Origin of the sequence: Pelomonas candidula, assembly GCF_043555985.1 — a bacterium.
In the GTDB taxonomy this organism is placed as follows: Bacteria; Pseudomonadota; Gammaproteobacteria; order Burkholderiales; family Burkholderiaceae_C; genus Pelomonas; species Pelomonas candidula.
This window is the reverse complement of record NZ_JBIGIC010000016.1, coordinates 1-16,828: the sequence shown is the minus strand read 5'-3', so window position 1 is coordinate 16,828 and position 16,828 is coordinate 1. Positions and strand designations below refer to the sequence as shown.

Genomic DNA, 16,828 nt, shown 5'->3' with positions numbered 1-16,828 from the left:
GGTAACGGCGCGTCAGCAGAATGCGCGGCCATGAGCCGCCTTCTCCTCGCGCTGGCCGCGGTCTGCAACATCGCCATCAGCGCTGTTGCCGCAGCGCAGACGCCGCCGCCCCACCCCTCCGCCAAGCCCACCGCCGCCGCCTCGGCGGCTTCCGCGCCTGCCAGCGCCGCCAGCGGCGTGGCCAACCGCCTCGACCGCGTCGAGGTCAACGGCGGCCCGACGGCCAACAGCCGCCGGCGCAACAGCACGGCCAGCAAGATCGTCATCGAGCGCGAGGACCTGGACCGTTATGGCGACACGGTGCTGGGCGACGTGCTGCGCCGCCTGCCCGGCGTCACCATCGGCGGCCGGGCCGGCCGCGGCGGCGACATCCGCATGCGCGGCCTGGGCAGCGGCTACACGCAGATCCTGGTCGACGGCGAGCGCGCGCCCGCCGGCTTCGCCGTGGAGGACCTGCTGCCCGACCAGGTCGAGCGCATCGAGATCTACCGCGCCCCCACGGCCGAGACCGGCGCGCGGGCCATCGCCGGCACGATCAACGTCATCCTGCGCGAGCCGCTGCAGAAGTCCAACAACGAGCTGCGCTTCACGCTGGGCCAGGACCGTGGCGAGCCGCAGGCCGACTTCAGCTGGACGCGCAATCTGAAGTGGGGCGGCCCCAATGGCGACGACGTGGCCGGCGCGCTGTCCACCAACGGCGGCGTGCACCGGCGCTTCAACAACATCGACTCGCACAACCGCGTCACGGACACCGACACGAACCAGGTCACGGACGACATCGCGCAGATCGGCACGAGCATGGGCCGCAGCACCAACCTGAACGGCAACGGCCGGCTGCGCTGGAAGTACAGCGACACGCTGAGCTTCAACTTCTCGCCGTTCTTCGCGCTGTCGCAGAACACCGGCACGAGCCAGAACATCGCCCAGGGCTTCAACACGGGGCAGGACCCGCTCAGCGGCCTGCCCGTGCAGACACCCTATCTGCGCGACGTCCACGGCGACTCCGACGGCCACATGCACAACGTGCGCGTCAACCTGTCGGCCAGCTACAAGCCCCAGGCCGGCGAGAGCTGGGACCTGCGCCTGGGCCGCGGCAGCTTCAAGAACGTCAGCAACAGCGAGCGCCGCGAGACCAAGACCGCCAACGGCCTCGACACGCAGCGCGTGCAGGACGACCACAACACCGCCACCGAGGACCAGACCAGCCTCGGCGCCAAGTGGAGCCTGAAGACCGCGCAGGAGCACCAGTGGGTGACCGGTGCCGAGGGTGAGCGCAGCGACCGCGTGCAGGTGCGGGATACGCTGGTCAACGGCGAGGTCATCCCCGGCCTCGTCAAGTTCGGCAACACGCTGGGCTCCAACAGCCAGCGCTTCGCCACCTACACGCAGGACGAGTGGAGCCCGACCAAGCAATGGTCGGTCTATGCCGGCATCCGCTACGAGCGTATCGAGACCCGCGCCGATGCCGCGGGCACGCTGCCCGAGACGCGCAACGTCTCGCAGGTCACCTCACCGCTGTTCCACCTGCTGTGGAAGCCCGAGGCCTTCCCCAAGGACCAGGTGCGCATGAGCGTGACGCGCAGCTACCGCTCGCCCAACCTCAACGACCTCATCGCGCGGCCGTCGATCAACTCGACCTACCCCGAAGGCCCCAACTACCAGACCTACGCCGACCGCGCCGGCAACCCCGACCTCAAGCCGGAGCTGTCCACCGGCTTCGACCTGAGCCTGGAGCACTGGCTGCCCACCGGCGGCATCGTCTCGGGCAGCGCCTTCCTGAAGGACATCAAGGGCGTGATCCGCAACCAGGTGCTGCTGGAGACGGTGTCCTGGGACACGTCGCAGCGCTGGGTCAGCCGCCCGCGCAACATGCAGGACGCGCGCACGATGGGCTTCGAGTTCGAGGTCAAGGCCCGCATGGACGAGTTGTGGGAGGACGCGCCGCCCGAACTGCAGCTGATGCTGCTGCGCTTCAACTTCGCGCTGTTCAAGAGCGAGGTCAAGGGCATCCCCGGCACCAACAACCGGCTGGACCAGCAGCCCAAGGGCAGCCTGAATTTCGGGCTGGACCACCGCTGGAAGGCGCTGGGCCAGAACTTCGGCAGCGGCTTCAACTTCAACTTCGTGCCGGCCAGCCGCGTGCAGCAGACCGAGACGCTGCGGCGCGACGAAACCGCCCGCCGCCAGTTCGACGCCTACCTGTCCTGGGCCAGCGGCGCCGTGCGCGACGGCGTCAACTGGCGCCTGTCGATGGCCAACCTGTTCCCGCGCGACGCCTCCGTGTCGACCGAGGGTATCGACGTGGACAACCACCGGCTGACCGACAGCTGGTCGAACAACAAGACCTTCCGCGTGATCTCGCTGCGGGCCGACATGCGGTTTTGACGAGCCCCTCGTCCAGGGAATACCTGGCCCGGACCGCTCTGCGGCCACTGGCCGCAGAGCTTCGGCAGGCACAGGCCGTCCACTGGACGACCTGCGTCCGGCCTCAGCCCCCGAGGGGACGGCGATGCTTGCGGCATCGAGCCGCAAGCACATCGCCCTACGCGGGCCGGCTAGGGGCGGCCCGGCGCTCGGCCCGCAAAATCCGCTCCCATGAGCACGCGCCGCATCCTCTTCTTCTGCATGGGCAACATCTGCCGCAGCCCGACGGCCGAAGGCGTCATGCGCGCCAAGCTGGCAGCCGCGGGGCTGGACGTGGAGGTGGACTCGGCCGGCACGCACGGCTATCACGTCGGTGAGCCGCCCGACGAGCGCGCACAGGAACACGCTGCAAAGCGCGGCTACAACCTGAGCCCGTTGCGCGCCCGAAAGCTGCTGGCCGAGGACTTCGAGCGCTTCGACCTCGTGCTGGCGATGGACGCCGACAACCTCGCCAACGCCCACCGACTGTGCCCGCCCGCGAAGCGGGACCGGTTGAAGCTGCTGATGAGCTACGCGCCTCAGGCCGGCAACCCGCATGTGCCGGACCCGTACTACGGCGGCGAGGCAGATTTCGAGGCGGTGCTGGACCTGGTGGAAGCGGCGTGCGACGGGCTCATCGCGTCGCTGCGCACCCGTTGACCGGCGGCGTGCCGCCTACTTGCACGCCAGCTGCGGCCGCCCGCCGGCCTCCGAGTACCGGCACACCGCCACCGGCTGCACCAGCTTCACATCGACCGATGCCTTGCCGTAGTGGCAGCGGACCGTGACCAGGCGCCCCTGCGCGTAAATCGGCTTGACGGTGTAGGTGTAGGCGCCCTGGCGGTCGTCGTCGGCCGCCAGGAACGCCTGCTCGGCCGGGTCGCCGTCGAAGATGTCGATCTGGCTGGGCGAGGCACCGGCGCGCAGCGGGCAGACGCTGGCAGCCTCGCCCGGTGCGCGCGGGGGCTCGACAGCGTGGGCGGCGGCCACGCCAGCCAGCGCCAGAAAGGTGATGCGGCAGAGACCGTGAGGCAAACGCGCGCGGAGAGTTTGCGGGCGGCTCATTCGTCGATAGGGGCGCCGCGCCCGTCGGAGACGAAGCCGCCCTCTCCCATCACTGCCATGGCCCGCACGCCGTTGCGCTGGGCCGAGGCCAGCACGGCGATGACGGCACCGTAGGCCACAGGCCCGTGTGGCTGAATGTGCACTTCGGCCTGCTCATCACCAGGCAAGGCCCCCACGGCCCGCATCTGCGCGTCGAGGGCGACAACGTCAGCCAGGGCTCGCCCGTCCCAGAACAGCCGGTTGTCAGCATCGACGACAACCGTGCGGACGGCGGCCGAGGGCGCGGCCGGACCGCGGCAAGGCGCCGCGGCGTACAGGGCAACGACATGCGTCGGCGCCGGCATGGCCGCCGTCCAGAGTGCCAGCAGCGACAGCAGCACGCCCGCCAGCGGCGCCATGGCGGCGCTCAAGAGCGACGGCGGACCCGCGCTCCAGAATTCCGAATCGCTGATGTCCACGCGGTGCCTCCCTCGCTCGCGCAGGACGGCGCGTGCCCGCCGGATGTTGGCAGCAACCCGCCGGAAGGCAACCCGGTCAGGCCCGCGCCGACAGCTCCATCCCCTGTGGCGCCAGCTTGTTGTTTCCCCAGCACTGCTCGTAGGCCCAGCCCGTCAGTTCCTCGGCCACGGCGCGGGCCTCGGGCGGCGCGTCGACGATGCGGCCGCCGGCCTTGATGCGGGCGATCTCTTCCAGCAGGATCGCGTGGTTCTTGCGGTCCAGCTTCATCTGCGTCGTGTAGTAGACGCCGCCCAGGCCCAGGCCGATGACGCCCAGCGTGAAGATGCCGATGATGGCGTCGATCGCCGTGTCCGGCTGCACGGCCTGGCCCGACGCGAAGCCGAATTCACCCAGCACCCAGCCCATCACGAACACGATGACCGAGCGGGTGATCTTGCCGGCGAAGGTCATCGCGCCGGCGTAGATGCCCTCGCGCCGCCGGCCGGTCAGCACCTCGTCGACGTCGGCCAGGAAGGTGTAGACCGTCCAGGGGATGTAGTAGACGCCGCCGGTGCCCAGGCCGAACACGGCCGTGATGGCGAACAGCGCGATGGCGGTGGTCTGCTTGGACCAGCCCAGGTAGTACAGCGCCGTGTAGGCCAGCACGCTGCCGCAGACGACCAGCAGCGCCACGCGGTAGGGCCGCGCGAAGCCGAACCTGATGCACACGCCGATGAACAGCATCGTCGAGACCAGCTGCATCACCGAGCTGAAGCTGTTCAGGTAGCCGACGACCGACTTGTCCTGCCCCATCACGAAGACGATGAAGTACGTGAAGATCGACGCGAACAGCCATTCCGCGCCGAACCCCAGCAGGTACATGCCCAGGTGCTTGCGGAAGATCTTCAGGTGGAAGGTAGACAGCATGTCCACGCCGAGCTTCTTCAGCGCCTGGAGCAGGCTGCCGGCGCGCTCCTGCACCACCTCGTGCGGCGGGCGCTCCCAGGACGTGAAGTACAGCGCCGTCATCGCGGCGCACATGATGAGGGCGTAGATGATGCCGGTCAGCAGGAAGGGCGTGGCCGACTCCTTGCTGTAGACCAGGAACAGCTGCGCCGGGATGAAGGCCGCCAGGAAGTTGGCGCCCTTGCCGAACATGGCCTTGGCACCCGTGAGCCTGGAGCGCACGGCGAAGTCCGTCGTCATCTCGGTCGCCAGGGTTTCATAGGGCACCATGACCGACGTGTAGACGAGCTCGAACAGCGCATACATGCCCAGGTAGTACCAGAACCCGAAGCCCTCGACCCACATCAGCGGATACAGCAGCATCAGCGGAATGCCGGTCAGGATGAAGAACCGCCGGCGCCCGAACCTGCGACCCAGCCGCGTGTTGTAGAAGTTGTCGCTGATGTACCCCATCACGGGGTTGCTGATGGCGTCCAGGATGCTGGCCACCGAAAAGATCGTGGCCGCCTCGACGACCGTCAGCCCGCAGAACGTCGTGTAGAAATAGAGCAGCCAGGCCCCCGCGATGGCCAGGGCGCCGCTGCCCAGCAGGTTCGCACTGCCGTAGCTCAGCGTGTGCTTCAACGAGATGGTTCTGCTCATGGCTGCTGTCTCTTGCTATTTATGGAATGTTGTTCCATTTTTTACGGTCTGCAGTTCCATGGCGAGTATCCCATTTCCGGTTGACAGGGAACCTGCCGGGAACCCTGGGCGGGCGGCCGGCTCCGGATGGAGTCCACGGCCACCCGGCCACCTGCGAAAACGCCCGGTTTCCTCGGGTAAACCGTATTTGTTCGACCGCCGAACAAAACGACGATGCCGGCACTTGAACAAGACCACGTTGGAGACATGAACCCCATCAAGCCCCTGCTGGGCGCGCTGCTCGGCGCCCAGCTCGCGCTCACCGGCGCGTCCGTCGGCGCCGCGCCGCAGCCCGCCGATGCACCCTACGCGTGGAAGCCCGTCGCCATCGTCGGCGGCGGCTTCGTGGACGGCATCGTCTTCCAGCCCGCCGTGCCGGGCCTGGCCTACGCCCGCACCGACATGGGCGGCGCCTACCGCCGCGACAGCGCCACCGGCCCCTGGCAGCCGCTGCTGGACTGGCTGCCGCTGGCCGACGTGAACCTGATGGGCGTCGAGAGCCTGGCCGTCGACGCCAACGACCCCGACGCCCTCTACCTCGCCTGCGGCACCTACACCAACCCGCTGGTGCCCAACGGCGCCGTGCTGCGCTCGCACGACCGCGGCCGCACGTACCAGCGCACCGACCTGCCGTTCAAGCTCGGCGGCAACGAGGGCGGCCGCGGCAACGGTGAGCGCCTGGCCGTGGACCCCAACGACGGCCGCGTGCTCTACCTCGGCAGCCGCCTAGCCGGCCTGTGGCGCAGCACGGATGCCGCCAGGTCTTTCCGGCGCGTCGACGCCTTCCCCGACTCGGCCTGGCAGCGCCAGGCGTCCGACGGCGCCCCGCCCAGCTGGGGCGGCAGTGACGGCAAGGCCACGATCAACTTCGTGCTGTTCGACCCAAAGAGCGGCACGCGCGGCCAGCCCAGCCGCACGATCTACGCGGGCGTGTCCGTCGTCGGCCGGCCCAGCCTGTGGGTCAGCCGCAATGCCGGCGCCAGCTGGCAGGCCGTGCCCGGCGGTCCCACGCAGCACCGCCCCATGCGCGCCGCGCTCGCCGGCGACGGGCAGCTGTACATCGCCTACGCCAGCGACCCCGGTCCGCACCGCATGAAGGACGGATCGGTGTGGCGGCTGGCCCCACGCACCGGCACGTGGACGGACATCACACCCGAGCGCCCCGGCGCTGCCGACCCGTTCGGCTACGCCACCGTCGCCGTGGACGCGACGAACCCGCAACGCCTGCTCGCCAGCACGGTCGGCCGCGGCAAGGGCGACCAGCTGTTCCGCAGCACCGACGGCGGCGCAACGTGGACAAGGCTGTTCCCCGCCGCGCAGTTCGATGCCGCCGCCGCGCCCTACGTCGCCGACACGCCCCTGCACTGGCTCTACGACGTCAGTATCGACCCCGCCAACCCCGACCACGCCCTCTTCACGACGGGCTACGGCGGCTGGGAAACACGGGACCTGACCGCCGCGGACCGCGGCCAGCCCACGCACTGGCAGGTCATGGCCGGCGGCATCGAGGAGACCGTCGCGCTGGCCCTTCACAGCCCCACGAAGGGTGTGCCGCTGGTGACGGCCATCGGCGACTACTCCGGCTTCGTCCACACCGACCTCGACAAGCCTGCCCCCGGCAACCCCAAGCCGCCCTTCTTCGGCAACACGCACGACGTGACGGGTGCCGAGCTGGCGCCCGAGGTCATCGTGCGCATCGGCCACGCACGCGACGGCGGCAGGAACCTGGGCTACTCGCTGGATGGCGGCAAGACCTGGCACGAGCCCCGGTCCGTGCCGGCTGGCGCCACCACCGGCGACGGCTTCATCGCCGTGTCGGCCGACGGCAGGGCCTGGGTGTGGACGCCGAAATCGAAGGATGGCAGCCAGCCCCACGTCAGCCACGACCACGGCGACACGTGGACGCCGGTGCAAGGCCTGCCCGCCGGCACCCGCGTCATCGCCGACCGCGTGAACCCGAAGCGCTTCCACGCGATGGCGCTGTTCGACGACCAGCTGTTCAGCAGCGACGACGGCGGCCTGAGCTTCGGCGCCCGGCCGCTCGCGCTGCCGGACGGCCCGGTGCTGCGCGCGGACGCCGGCAGCAACAACCACAGCACCCGCGGCGACGACCGCGGTGGCCAGGACCGCCTTTACGCCGCGCCCGGCCACGAAGGCGAGCTGTGGCTGCCGGCCTTCCACGGCCTGTACGTCAAGCACGCCGGCCAGGCCTTCCAGCGCCTGCCGGCCGTGAGCGAGATCCACGCCTTCGGCTTCGGCCGCGCGGCGCCAGGAAAGAAGGACCCCGCGCTCTACCTCGTCGGCACCGTCGCCGGCCGCTACGGCATCTTCCGCTCCACCGACGGCGCGAAGACCTGGCAGCGCATCAACGACGACGCCCACCAGTGGGGCCTGATCCTGCAGATCAGCGGCGACCCCAAGGTCTTTGGCCGCGTCTACGTCGGCACGCACGGGCGCGGGGTGCTGTACGGCGACCCGGCCCGACCGTAACGATCTGTCAGCCCACCGCCGCGAACGCGTCCCGCGTCAGGTTCTCCGGCGCCTCGCCCGCGGCGCGGCAGGCCACGTCGTCCTCGATGCGGATGCCGCCGTAGCGCGACAGCCGCTCGACGGCGGCCCAGTCCACCTGCGCCGCATTCTTCGACGCCCGCAGCTCGCGCAGCAGCATCGGGATGAAGTACAGGCCCGGCTCGATGGTGACCACCATGCCGGCCTGCAGCGGGCGCGTCAGGCGCAGGTACCGGTGGCCTTCGGGCTTGGCGGCCACGCCACCGGTCTCGCTGGCCATGAAGCCACCGACGTCATGCACCTGCAGGCCCAGCAGATGGCCGATGCCGTGCGGGAAGAAGGGCTTGGTGACGCCCTCTTCCACCATCGCCTCCTCGCTCATCGTCACGATGCCGGCATTGCGCAGCACGCGCGCCGTGCGGCGGTGGGCGCTGAGGTGGATGTCACGGTAGTCCACGCCTTCGCGTACCTCGTCGACGAGGCCCAGTTGCTCGACCTCCATCGCCGCGATCAGCGCCGCGAACTCGTCATGGCCCGGCGCGCTCCAGGTGCGCGTGATGTCACTGGCATAGCCGTTGACCTGCGCGCCGGCGTCGATGAGAAAGCTGCGCAGCTCGGCCGGCGGGCTCTCGTCCTGGTACTGGTAGTGCAGCACCGCGGCGTGCTCGTTGAGCCCGATGATGTTGGTGTAGGGCAGGTCGCGGTCCGTGTGGCCGCTGGCGACGAGATAGGCGCGGTGGATGCCGGCCTCGCCGGCGCCGGCCAGGAAAGCCTGGTGCGCGGCCCGATGGGCCGGCACCGCCCGGCGCTGGGCGGCGCGCATCTGCGCCAGCTCGTACGGCGTCTTCACGCCGCGCGCCCAGTGCAGCAGGTTCAGCAGCGGCTCGGGGTTGTTGGGCGCCAGCCCGGGCAGCGCCGCATCGAGCTCGCCGATGACGGCCGTGCGCGGCGTGACGAGGTCGGCCAGCGCCTGGGCCGCTTCCTCGGGCTCGCGGATGACGACCAGCTCGACGGCATCCACCCACTCGCCGCTGGGCGCACTGGGCGGCACATGCCAGTAGTCGTCGGGCTGGAAGTAGACGACGCGCGGCTTCTTCCCCGGCCTCACGGCGATCCACGAGTGCGGGTGGTTCGTCAGCGGCAGCCAATGCTTGAAGTGCGGGTTGGGCTGGAAGAGATAAGGCCGGTCGTCGAGGAAGGCGTACTTCTCGATGCCGGACGCGATCAGCAGCGCATCAAAGCCGGTGCGCTCCAGCGCCGACTCGGCCTGGCGCTGCAGCGTGGCGAGGTGGTCGAGGTAGAGGCTCACGGCCCGGGCCTCACTTGCGCACGTAGGTCAGCTTCTTGGTGCCGGCCTCGCAGCTGCCGACGACCTGGGCATCGCCGACCTTGTCGCTGTCCACGATGGCGAGTTCGTAGTTCTTGACGCCCTTCTCGTCGAGCTTGGCCGCGATCTCGGCCTTGAGTTCGTCGCAGGGCTTGGGGGCGGCCTGGGCGGCCTGGGTCAGCAGCAGCGCGGTGGCGGACAGGATCAGCAGGGTGGTCTTGGACATGGCGGGTTTGCTGGTGGCGAAGAGGGAGTTGAGATTGTGTGGCACCCAAAGTGCGTCGTCACCGCACGACATGGTGGCACCTGGGCATACTCGCGGCGGCCTCGCCAGCGACATCCATCCACTTTGAAGGGAGTCCCATGTCATCCATCCGCGCAACCGTCGGCGCCACGCTCCTCGCTCTGGCCAGCGCCGCCGGGGCTCAGCAGCAAGGCCCGAAGCAGCCATCACCGGAAGAGTTGAAGCAGATCATGGAAGCGTCCATGGGCGCCATGGTCCCGATGATGGGGCGCATGACCGAGGCCATGATCGACGCCCAGTTGCGTACGGCCGAGAAGCCCGAGACGGCGGCACGTATCGCCAGCTTCAAGAAGAATCTCTACGACGCCTTGGTCAAGCAAGGCTTCAGCCAGGATCAGGCTTTCCAGATCGTGCTGAACACGTCACTGCCGTCGGCAACGCCCTCATCCAAGTAACGCCGAGGCTCACCCCTCCCGATCCCACACCACGCCCTCCTCCGTCAGCATCGCATCCAGCGGCATGTCCAGCGGACTGGGCTTCAGCAGCGGCAAAAAGCCGTGCGCATAGCCGATGCCCACCGCCGCCGGGCGCGGCGACATCTCGGCCAGCGTCTTGTCCATGAAGCCGCCGCCGTAGCCCAGCCGCAGGCCGCAGGGCCCGAAGCCCAGGCAGGGCACCAGCATCAGCTGCGGCTGGAACTCCTCGGTGCCCTTGGGCTTGGGGATGTGGAAGGCGTCCTCCTCCATCGGGCAGCCCGGGTACCAGACGTGAAAGCGCAGCGTGCCGTGCACCTTGTCGACGACCGGCAGGCCGATGCGGCGCTCGGGGTGGTTCTCGCCCCAGCGGTACAGCGTGGGCAGCGGGTCGAACTCGCCCTTGATGGGCCAGTAGGCGCCGATGGTGCGCTCCTGGCGGCGCAGCAGCCAGACGCTGAGCACCTCCTGCAATTCGGCAGCGAGGTCCAGCCGGTTGGGCAGGGCCAGGCGTTGTTCGATGAGCTTGTGCCGGATGGCGGCGCGGTCGTTGGCGTCCAAGGGTGCTGCTTCCTCGCGGGCCTGTGAATCCGGCCATTGTGTGCCAGGCGCCGGCCTCGTTAGAGTCGCGCCTCGCAACAGCCACGCAGGGAGAACCCATCAGATGCTGAACCGGATCAATCAGCTCAGCGAGTCGAGCGGCGAGCTCAAGCCGGGCACCGGCCTCATCACGGGCGTCATCGCGCTGGTGCTGGCCATCCTGTGCTTCCTGGGCGTGCTGGCCTTCCACTTCCCGCAGTACCTGACGACGCCGCAGCTGCGCCAGTCCTACGACGTGGACGTCATCCGCCGGCTCATGTACTGGTCGCTGGTCGTCGCGGGTGCGCTGGCGCTGTTCAACATCGTGTTCAGCCGCATGCGCTGGCTGGCGCTGTGGACGTTTGTGCTGCTGGGCCTGGCGCTGGCGCTCGGCGGCAACCGGGTCGAGGTGGACCCGAACTTCCCCGACCACACGCCCTACGTCGGGCTGGACTGGTTCATCCTGGACCTGCTGGGCTCGACGCTGATCTTCGTCTTCATCGAGAAGCTGTTCGCGCTGCGCCGCGACCAGCCGGTGTTCCGCCCCGAGTGGCAGACCGACTTCCACCACTTCATCGTCAACCACCTGGCCGTTGGCTTCGTGCTGCTGGCGACCAACCTGCTGGTGCACAAGCTGTTCGGCTGGGCGGCCAAGGACGGCATCCGCGCCTGGGTGCAGGACCTGCCGTTCGGCGTCGCGCTGTTCCTCATCATCCTCGTCGCCGACCTCGTGCAGTACTGGACGCACCGCGCCTATCACGAGGTGCCGACGCTGTGGCGGCTGCACGCGGTGCACCACAGCGTGAAGAGCATGGACTGGCTGGCCGGCTCGCGGCAGCACATCCTGGAGCTCATCATCACGCGCACGCTGGTGCTGGCGCCGATCTTCGTGCTGGGCTTCAGCAAGGAGGTCATCGACACCTACATCGTCATCGTCGGCTTCCAGGCCGTGTTCAACCACGCCAACGTCAGCGTGCGGCTGGGCCCGCTGCGCTACGTCATCGTGACGCCCAACTTCCACCACTGGCACCACTCGCAGGACCAGGAGGCGCTGGACAAGAACTACGCGGCCCACTTCGCCTTCCTGGACCACCTGTTCGGCACCGCCGTGCAGTCCGAGCGCAAGTGGCCGGAGCAGTACGGCGTGCTGGGCGACTACGTGCCGGACGGCTTCCTGAAGCAGCTGCACTTCCCGTTCACCTGGAAAGGTTGAGGCCACCAGGATGGACGCCTTCACCGAACTCTGCGTGGAGATGCTGTCGCCGCTGGGCCCGGTGCGCACGCGGGCGATGTTCGGCGGCCGGGGCGTCTACGTGGACGATCTCTTCGTCGCCATCATCGACGACGGCCAGCTGTTCCTGAAGGCCGACGACATGACGCGCGAGCGCTTCGTCGCGGCCGGCTGTGCGCCCTTCACCTACCCGACCAAGGACGGCGAGCGCATGGTGATGAGCTACTACCGCCCGCCGGAAGAAGCGCTGGAGTCGCCGCCGCTGATGCTGCCGTGGGCACGCCTGGCGCTGGAGGCGGCGCTGCGGGCCGCCAACGCGAAGGTCAGGAAGTCAGCCGCCAAAAAGCCGGCGGCCAAGAAGCCCGCCGCGGCCCGGCGCCGCTGAGCAAGGCGGCACCAGCAGTTCGAACTCGGCGGCCGGCCAACCTTCCAGCACCGCCGTCTGGCCCGGCGCCAGCGCCACGGCCTCGCCGGCTTCCAGCCAGCAGTCCTCGGCCGGGCGGTCGGTGGTGCCCGACAACGTCAGCCACACACGGCCACGTGACACGGCCAGCCGCCGGGCTTCGGCCGCACCGGCCAGCGTCAGCGCCCGGCCGTCGGCAAGGTGCCAGAGGGATTGCGCATCGCTCATGATGTCTCTCCTGGGTTGATGTCAGGGATTCTGCTGATCCACACCTATGGCAGTCCAATGATTGCGCCGCAGCGATTGATACCATCGGCGCATCAATCCGGACCGGACCGCCTGCGCATGACCGACCAGCCCCTCATCCGCCAACGACCGCTGTCCGTCGGCCCGCTGCGCGCCTTCGAGGCGGTGGCCCGGCTGCTGTCCTTCCGCGCCGCAGCCGAGGAACTGAGCCTCACGCAGTCGGCCGTCAGTCGCCAGATCCAGGCGCTGGAGGAGGAGATCGGCTGCACGCTGTTCCTGCGCGGCACGCGCAAGGTGGAGCTGTCCGGCGAGGGCGCCGTGCTGCTGCCCACGGCCGTCTCGGTACTGTCCAAGCTGGACCAGACCGTGCGCCAGATGCGCCGCACGCGCGGCCGGCGCATCGTCAACGTGACGACCTTCGCGTCGTTCGCCTCACTGTGGCTGATCCCGCGGCTGGAGGCCTTCCAGCGCCAGCACGCCGACATCGACATCCGCGTGTCCGCCTACGACCGCAAGGTGGACCTGGAGGACGGCGAGAGCGACCTTGCGCTGCGCTACGACCACCGGCCCGACGTGCCGCCGCATGCCGAGCAGCTGTTCGAGGAGGCGCTGTCGCCCTGCGTCAGCCCCTGGTACCTGAACAAGCCACCGGCACCGCTGAAGCGCCCCGCGGACCTCGCTGGCCACGCGCTGGCCGAGGAGGACGACCCGCGCCCCAGCGCCGAGTACCTGGGCTGGCGGCGCTGGCTGACCGAACAGGGCGAACCCGACCTGCAGCCGCGCCGCTGGCTGTACCTGAACTTCACCTACCAGCAGGTGCAGACCGCGCTGACCGGCCAGGGCATCGCGCTGGCGCGGCTGCCGCTGGTGCATGAACAGCTGCAGCGCGGCGAACTGGTCGAGCCCTTCGGCAAGGCGGGGCGGCTGGGCAGCCCGTTCAGCTACTGGCTGATCGTCGGGCCCAATGCGGCGCGCAGGCCGGAGGTGCAGCAGTTTGCGGACTGGGTGAGGGAGCAGGCGGCGATCACACGGGATCAGTTGGCGGGGGTGTGAGTCCCTCGAGCCGGCTGCCTCGGCGGCCGACTACGCTTGATAAGCATAGGGATAGGGCTCGAGCTGAACGAATGGTTCCAGCCACAGCATCATGCCGTAGGGGGCTGCGCCTGTATGGTCGTAGCGACCACCGAACATCGTTCCTCCAGCGAATTCAATGCCCAAACCCCGTTTGTCTCGGACCACTCTGGCGCCAGGGCAATTGAGCAGGTCGAACTTCGCAATTGGCTCGACCTGCGCCTCCGAGTAAATCCGCACCCTCACATCTGGATCCATGGGCCAGATCGAAAGCTCAAGGCGCAGCCCCGGCCGCGTCACGACGTATCGATAGGAGATGCCGTACTCCTCCTCTTCCGGCACAACGCCTAGCGCCTCGAGGAATTCCAATGGCTCCCACGCAAACTCTGGCATGTAAGACCTTATCTGTTGTTGCAATCAGCGCACCGCGCTGCGGCTCAGCCCGCCCTCAGTGCGCCGCAGCCACCTGAGGCTCACTCACCACCGTCGCCAGCGCCTGCGCCAACGCCTGCTGCGACCGCAGCACTTCGTTCACGCCCGCATCGCGCAGCCACTGCGTCTCTTCCTGCGTGTGCGCGACGACTGCACAGCGCAGCTCCGGGTTCAACTGCCGCGCCAGCGCCAGCATCGCCGGCACGCCGCGCACGTCGGTGACGGCGATGACCAGCCACGCCGCCTGGGCGATGTGGGCCTGTACCAGCGTCATGGCCTCCGTCGCCTCGCCCAGCACGGCGGCATGGCCGTAGGCGCGCAGCTTCTCGACGACGTCGCGGTCTCGGTCGATGACGACCAGCGGGCGGCTGCCCAGTTCATCGTGCAGCGCCGTGCCCAGCGTGCCGTGGCCCACCAGCACGATCTGGCCGGCCAGCGCACTCTGCGGCGTGTCGGACGGCAACTCGGCCAGCGGATCGTCGCGCGCCTCCAGCTTGCGCGCCCAGGCCGAGCGCTTCAGCACCCAGCGCCGCAGCGGCTCCACGCCCGAGAACAGCAGCGGGTTCAGCGCAATGGACACGATGGCGCCGGCCACCACCAGGCTGGTCGCCTCGGCCGGCACGAGGTGCAGGCTCTGGCCCAGGCCCAGCAGGATGAAGCTGAACTCGCCGATCTGCGCCAGGCTCACCGCCACCGTCAACGCCGTGGACAGCGGGTAGCGCAGCAGCAGCACCAGCACCCCGGCCGCCACCGTCTTGCCGACGAGGATGACGGCCACCGTCGCCAGCACGGCCAGCGGCTGCTGGATGAGGATGCGCGGGTCGAACAGCATGCCCACGGCAACGAAGAACAGCACCGCGAAGGCGTCGCGCAGTGGCAGGCTCTCGTGCGCGGCACGCTCGCTGAAGGCCGACTCGCGCAGCACCAGGCCGGCGAAGAACGCGCCCAGCGCGACGCTGACACCGAACAGCGCCGCCGCCCCGACGGCCAGCCCGACGGCCGCAGCCACGGTAGCCAGCGTGAACAGCTCGCGCGAGCCGGTGCGATTGACCTGCCACAGCATCCACGGCAGCAGGCGCCGGCCGGCGATGAGCATCACCGCGACGAACGCGGCGACGGCCAGCAGCGTCGTGACGATGGTGACGGCCAGGCTGCTGCCGGCACCGCCTTCACCCTTGCCACCCAGCACCGGAATCAGCACCAGCGCCAGCACCATCGCCAGGTCTTCCACGACCAGCCAACCCACGGCGATGCGCCCGTTGCCGGTGTGCAGCAGCTCGCGCGACTCCAGCGCGCGCAGCAGCACCACCGTGCTGGCCACCGACAGCGCCAGCCCGAAGATCAGCGACGCCGCCAGGTCCCAGCCCCACAGCCCATGCGCCAGGCCCGCGCCCATTGCGGTCGCAGCGGCCATCTGCACCAGCGCGCCGGGCAGCGCGATGCCCTTCACCGACATCAGGTCGCCGACTGAGAAGTGCAGGCCCACGCCGAACATCAGCAGCATGACGCCGACCTCGGAGAGCTGCTGCGCCAGGTGCACATCACCGACGAAGCCGGGCGTGTACGGCCCGATCAGCACGCCGGCCAGCAGATAGCCGACCAGGGCGGGCAAGCGTGCCCACTGCGCCAACAGGCCCAGCACCAGGGCAAGGCCGAACGCGGCGGCCAGCGTGGAGATCAGGGTCATGTTGTCGTGCATCGTGTCCTTTCAGTCGGGGGCGATGAGTTCGCGTTCGGTGAGGATGAGCGTCAACGCGCGGTCATGCGCCTCGACGGGAAAATGGGTCTCGGCGCCGGACCAGGCCAGGCCGATGGTCGTCACGCCGGGATGCTCGGCCAGCCAGCGGTCGAAGTAGCCGCCGCCGTAGCCGAGGCGGAAGCCCTCGCGCGTGAAGCCCACGCAGGGCACCAGCACGACGTCGGGCACGGCCACCGCGCCGGTGGCCGTCGCGATGCCGCATTCGTCCTTGGCCGCGGGCTCCGCGCCGTCCCAGCGGCGGAACTGCATGGCCACCGGGTCGCGCTTCGCGAACGGCAGCGCGCGCGGCCAGGGCTGGCTGCCGATGTCGAACTCGCCGCCCAGCGGCCAGTACACGCCCAGCAGCTCGGGCTCCAGTTGCTCCAGCAGCGGCACGAGGGCCTGACGCACCGCGTGCTCGGCGGCCTGGAAGGCCGGCGTGGCGGCGAAGGCACGGCGCTCGGCCAGCAGGCCGCGGCGGAGGTCGGAGCGGTCGTGGGAAGCAGCAGCGGTCATGGGCGTCCGGCGGTGGAGTCAGCGCCTATTGGAACCCATGAAACATGACGCCCCCGTCAGCCGCAGCCGTCGGGGGCGTGAGTGGGGCCGTCGCGGCTCAGCGCGCGCGGCGTCGGCGCAGCACCGCCAGCCCGGCGGCACCGCCCATCAACAGCGCCCAGCTGGCGGGCTCGGGCACTGCGGCGGGCACGGCCAGCACCTGCCGCACGACGATGCCCTGGTCCGCGTAGTTGAAGTCGCCGCCGCCCTTGAGATCCTCGAAGGCGATGTGCACGCCGGCCGGCACGCTGGCGTCGCCGGCATAGGGCGAAGCCCAGGCATGGTTGATGTGGTCTACGTTCAGCGCCCTGTCGCTGTAGTACCGCGTCGTGACGTTGTCGTAGGGCCTGTTCACGCTACGGGAGTAGGCCGCGAAGGCCCGCCGCCAGGGGCCAATCAAGGCGCGGCGCGCAGCCCGCATTGATATGCGGGCCAGCGGTGCAACGCTGAGTGGCCCCTGGCGGCGGG

General features: G+C 69.5%; 18 protein-coding genes. 7 read left to right on the top strand and 11 right to left on the bottom strand.

Going from position 1 to position 16,828, the window contains the following annotated elements; translation table 11 throughout:
• Positions 1–30 precede the first annotated feature (30 nt).
• Both ACG04R_RS24650 and ACG04R_RS24645 read left to right on the top strand, forming a co-directional pair.
• A complete protein-coding gene (locus ACG04R_RS24650; protein ID WP_394416444.1) occupies positions 31–2,385 on the top strand; it encodes a TonB-dependent receptor plug domain-containing protein in 2,355 nt (784 codons plus the stop codon).
• A 210-nt stretch (positions 2,386–2,595) separates the two neighbouring features.
• Entirely contained in the window at positions 2,596–3,063 is a 468-nt protein-coding gene (locus tag ACG04R_RS24645; RefSeq protein WP_394416442.1) for a low molecular weight protein-tyrosine-phosphatase, read from the top strand.
• A gap of 15 nt (positions 3,064–3,078) precedes the next feature.
• Here ACG04R_RS24645 and ACG04R_RS24640 read toward each other — a convergent pair whose 3' ends face one another.
• The 3 genes from ACG04R_RS24640 to ACG04R_RS24630 all read right to left on the bottom strand — a co-directional run bounded on the left by ACG04R_RS24640 (position 3,079) and on the right by ACG04R_RS24630 (position 5,514).
• Positions 3,079–3,438, bottom strand: a complete 360-nt coding sequence (locus tag ACG04R_RS24640; RefSeq protein ID WP_394416440.1) for an STY0301 family protein — start codon at positions 3,436–3,438, stop codon at positions 3,079–3,081.
• 26 nt (positions 3,439–3,464) lie between these two features.
• A complete protein-coding gene (locus ACG04R_RS24635; RefSeq protein WP_394416438.1) occupies positions 3,465–3,926 on the bottom strand; it encodes an ExbD/TolR family protein in 462 nt (153 codons plus the stop codon).
• Positions 3,927–4,002: 76 nt separating this feature from the next.
• A complete protein-coding gene (locus ACG04R_RS24630) occupies positions 4,003–5,514 on the bottom strand; it encodes an MFS transporter (protein ID WP_394416436.1) in 1,512 nt (503 codons plus the stop codon).
• 246 nt (positions 5,515–5,760) lie between these two features.
• Between ACG04R_RS24630 and ACG04R_RS24625 the strand changes: the two genes are divergently transcribed.
• A complete protein-coding gene (locus tag ACG04R_RS24625; protein ID WP_394416434.1) occupies positions 5,761–8,043 on the top strand; it encodes a hypothetical protein in 2,283 nt (760 codons plus the stop codon).
• Positions 8,044–8,050: 7 nt separating this feature from the next.
• Here ACG04R_RS24625 and pepQ read toward each other — a convergent pair whose 3' ends face one another.
• Positions 8,051–9,370: a Xaa-Pro dipeptidase gene (gene pepQ / locus ACG04R_RS24620; protein ID WP_394416432.1), complete on the bottom strand. Its 1,320-nt coding sequence runs from the start codon at positions 9,368–9,370 to the stop codon at positions 8,051–8,053.
• A 10-nt stretch (positions 9,371–9,380) separates the two neighbouring features.
• Positions 9,381–9,614, bottom strand: a complete 234-nt coding sequence (locus ACG04R_RS24615; RefSeq protein WP_394416430.1) for a DUF1161 domain-containing protein — start codon at positions 9,612–9,614, stop codon at positions 9,381–9,383.
• A 137-nt stretch (positions 9,615–9,751) separates the two neighbouring features.
• Here ACG04R_RS24615 and ACG04R_RS24610 point away from each other — a divergent pair, with 137 nt between their 5' ends.
• Positions 9,752–10,087, top strand: a complete 336-nt coding sequence (locus ACG04R_RS24610; RefSeq protein WP_394416428.1) for a hypothetical protein — start codon at positions 9,752–9,754, stop codon at positions 10,085–10,087.
• Between the two features lie 9 nt (positions 10,088–10,096).
• Here the strand turns inward: ACG04R_RS24610 and ACG04R_RS24605 are convergent, their stop codons facing one another.
• On the bottom strand, positions 10,097–10,666 hold the full coding sequence (locus ACG04R_RS24605) for a 5-formyltetrahydrofolate cyclo-ligase (protein WP_394416426.1): 570 nt from the start codon (positions 10,664–10,666) through the stop codon (positions 10,097–10,099).
• Positions 10,667–10,769: 103 nt separating this feature from the next.
• Here ACG04R_RS24605 and ACG04R_RS24600 point away from each other — a divergent pair, with 103 nt between their 5' ends.
• Positions 10,770–11,897 (top strand): sterol desaturase family protein, encoded by a 1,128-nt coding sequence (locus ACG04R_RS24600; RefSeq protein ID WP_394416424.1) that lies wholly within the window; start codon positions 10,770–10,772, stop codon positions 11,895–11,897.
• Positions 11,898–11,907: 10 nt separating this feature from the next.
• Positions 11,908–12,300 (top strand): TfoX/Sxy family protein, encoded by a 393-nt coding sequence (locus tag ACG04R_RS24595; RefSeq protein WP_394416422.1) that lies wholly within the window; start codon positions 11,908–11,910, stop codon positions 12,298–12,300.
• Here the strand turns inward: ACG04R_RS24595 and ACG04R_RS24590 are convergent.
• The gene (locus ACG04R_RS24590; RefSeq protein WP_394416420.1) at positions 12,247–12,546 is read right to left on the bottom strand and encodes a DUF2917 domain-containing protein; all 300 of its coding nucleotides are present in this window, start codon (positions 12,544–12,546) and stop codon (positions 12,247–12,249) included. The genes ACG04R_RS24595 and ACG04R_RS24590 overlap by 54 nt on opposite strands.
• A gap of 117 nt (positions 12,547–12,663) precedes the next feature.
• On the opposite strand from ACG04R_RS24590, the gene ACG04R_RS24585 reads away from it, so the two are divergent.
• Positions 12,664–13,617, top strand: a complete 954-nt coding sequence (locus tag ACG04R_RS24585; protein WP_394416418.1) for a LysR substrate-binding domain-containing protein — start codon at positions 12,664–12,666, stop codon at positions 13,615–13,617.
• 30 nt (positions 13,618–13,647) lie between these two features.
• Here the strand turns inward: ACG04R_RS24585 and ACG04R_RS24580 are convergent, their stop codons facing one another.
• From ACG04R_RS24580 to ACG04R_RS24565, 4 genes are all read right to left on the bottom strand, one after another.
• Complete coding sequence (locus tag ACG04R_RS24580) at positions 13,648–14,028, bottom strand: hypothetical protein (protein WP_394416417.1); 381 nt, start codon at positions 14,026–14,028, stop codon at positions 13,648–13,650.
• A gap of 55 nt (positions 14,029–14,083) precedes the next feature.
• Positions 14,084–15,766, bottom strand: a complete 1,683-nt coding sequence (locus ACG04R_RS24575) for a cation:proton antiporter domain-containing protein (protein ID WP_394416415.1) — start codon at positions 15,764–15,766, stop codon at positions 14,084–14,086.
• 9 nt (positions 15,767–15,775) lie between these two features.
• Positions 15,776–16,321, bottom strand: coding sequence for a 5-formyltetrahydrofolate cyclo-ligase (locus ACG04R_RS24570; RefSeq protein WP_394416413.1), 546 nt, complete (start codon positions 16,319–16,321; stop codon positions 15,776–15,778).
• 97 nt (positions 16,322–16,418) lie between these two features.
• The coding region (locus ACG04R_RS24565) for a DUF4114 domain-containing protein (protein WP_394416411.1) at positions 16,419–16,828 on the bottom strand (410 nt) is incomplete at its 5' end.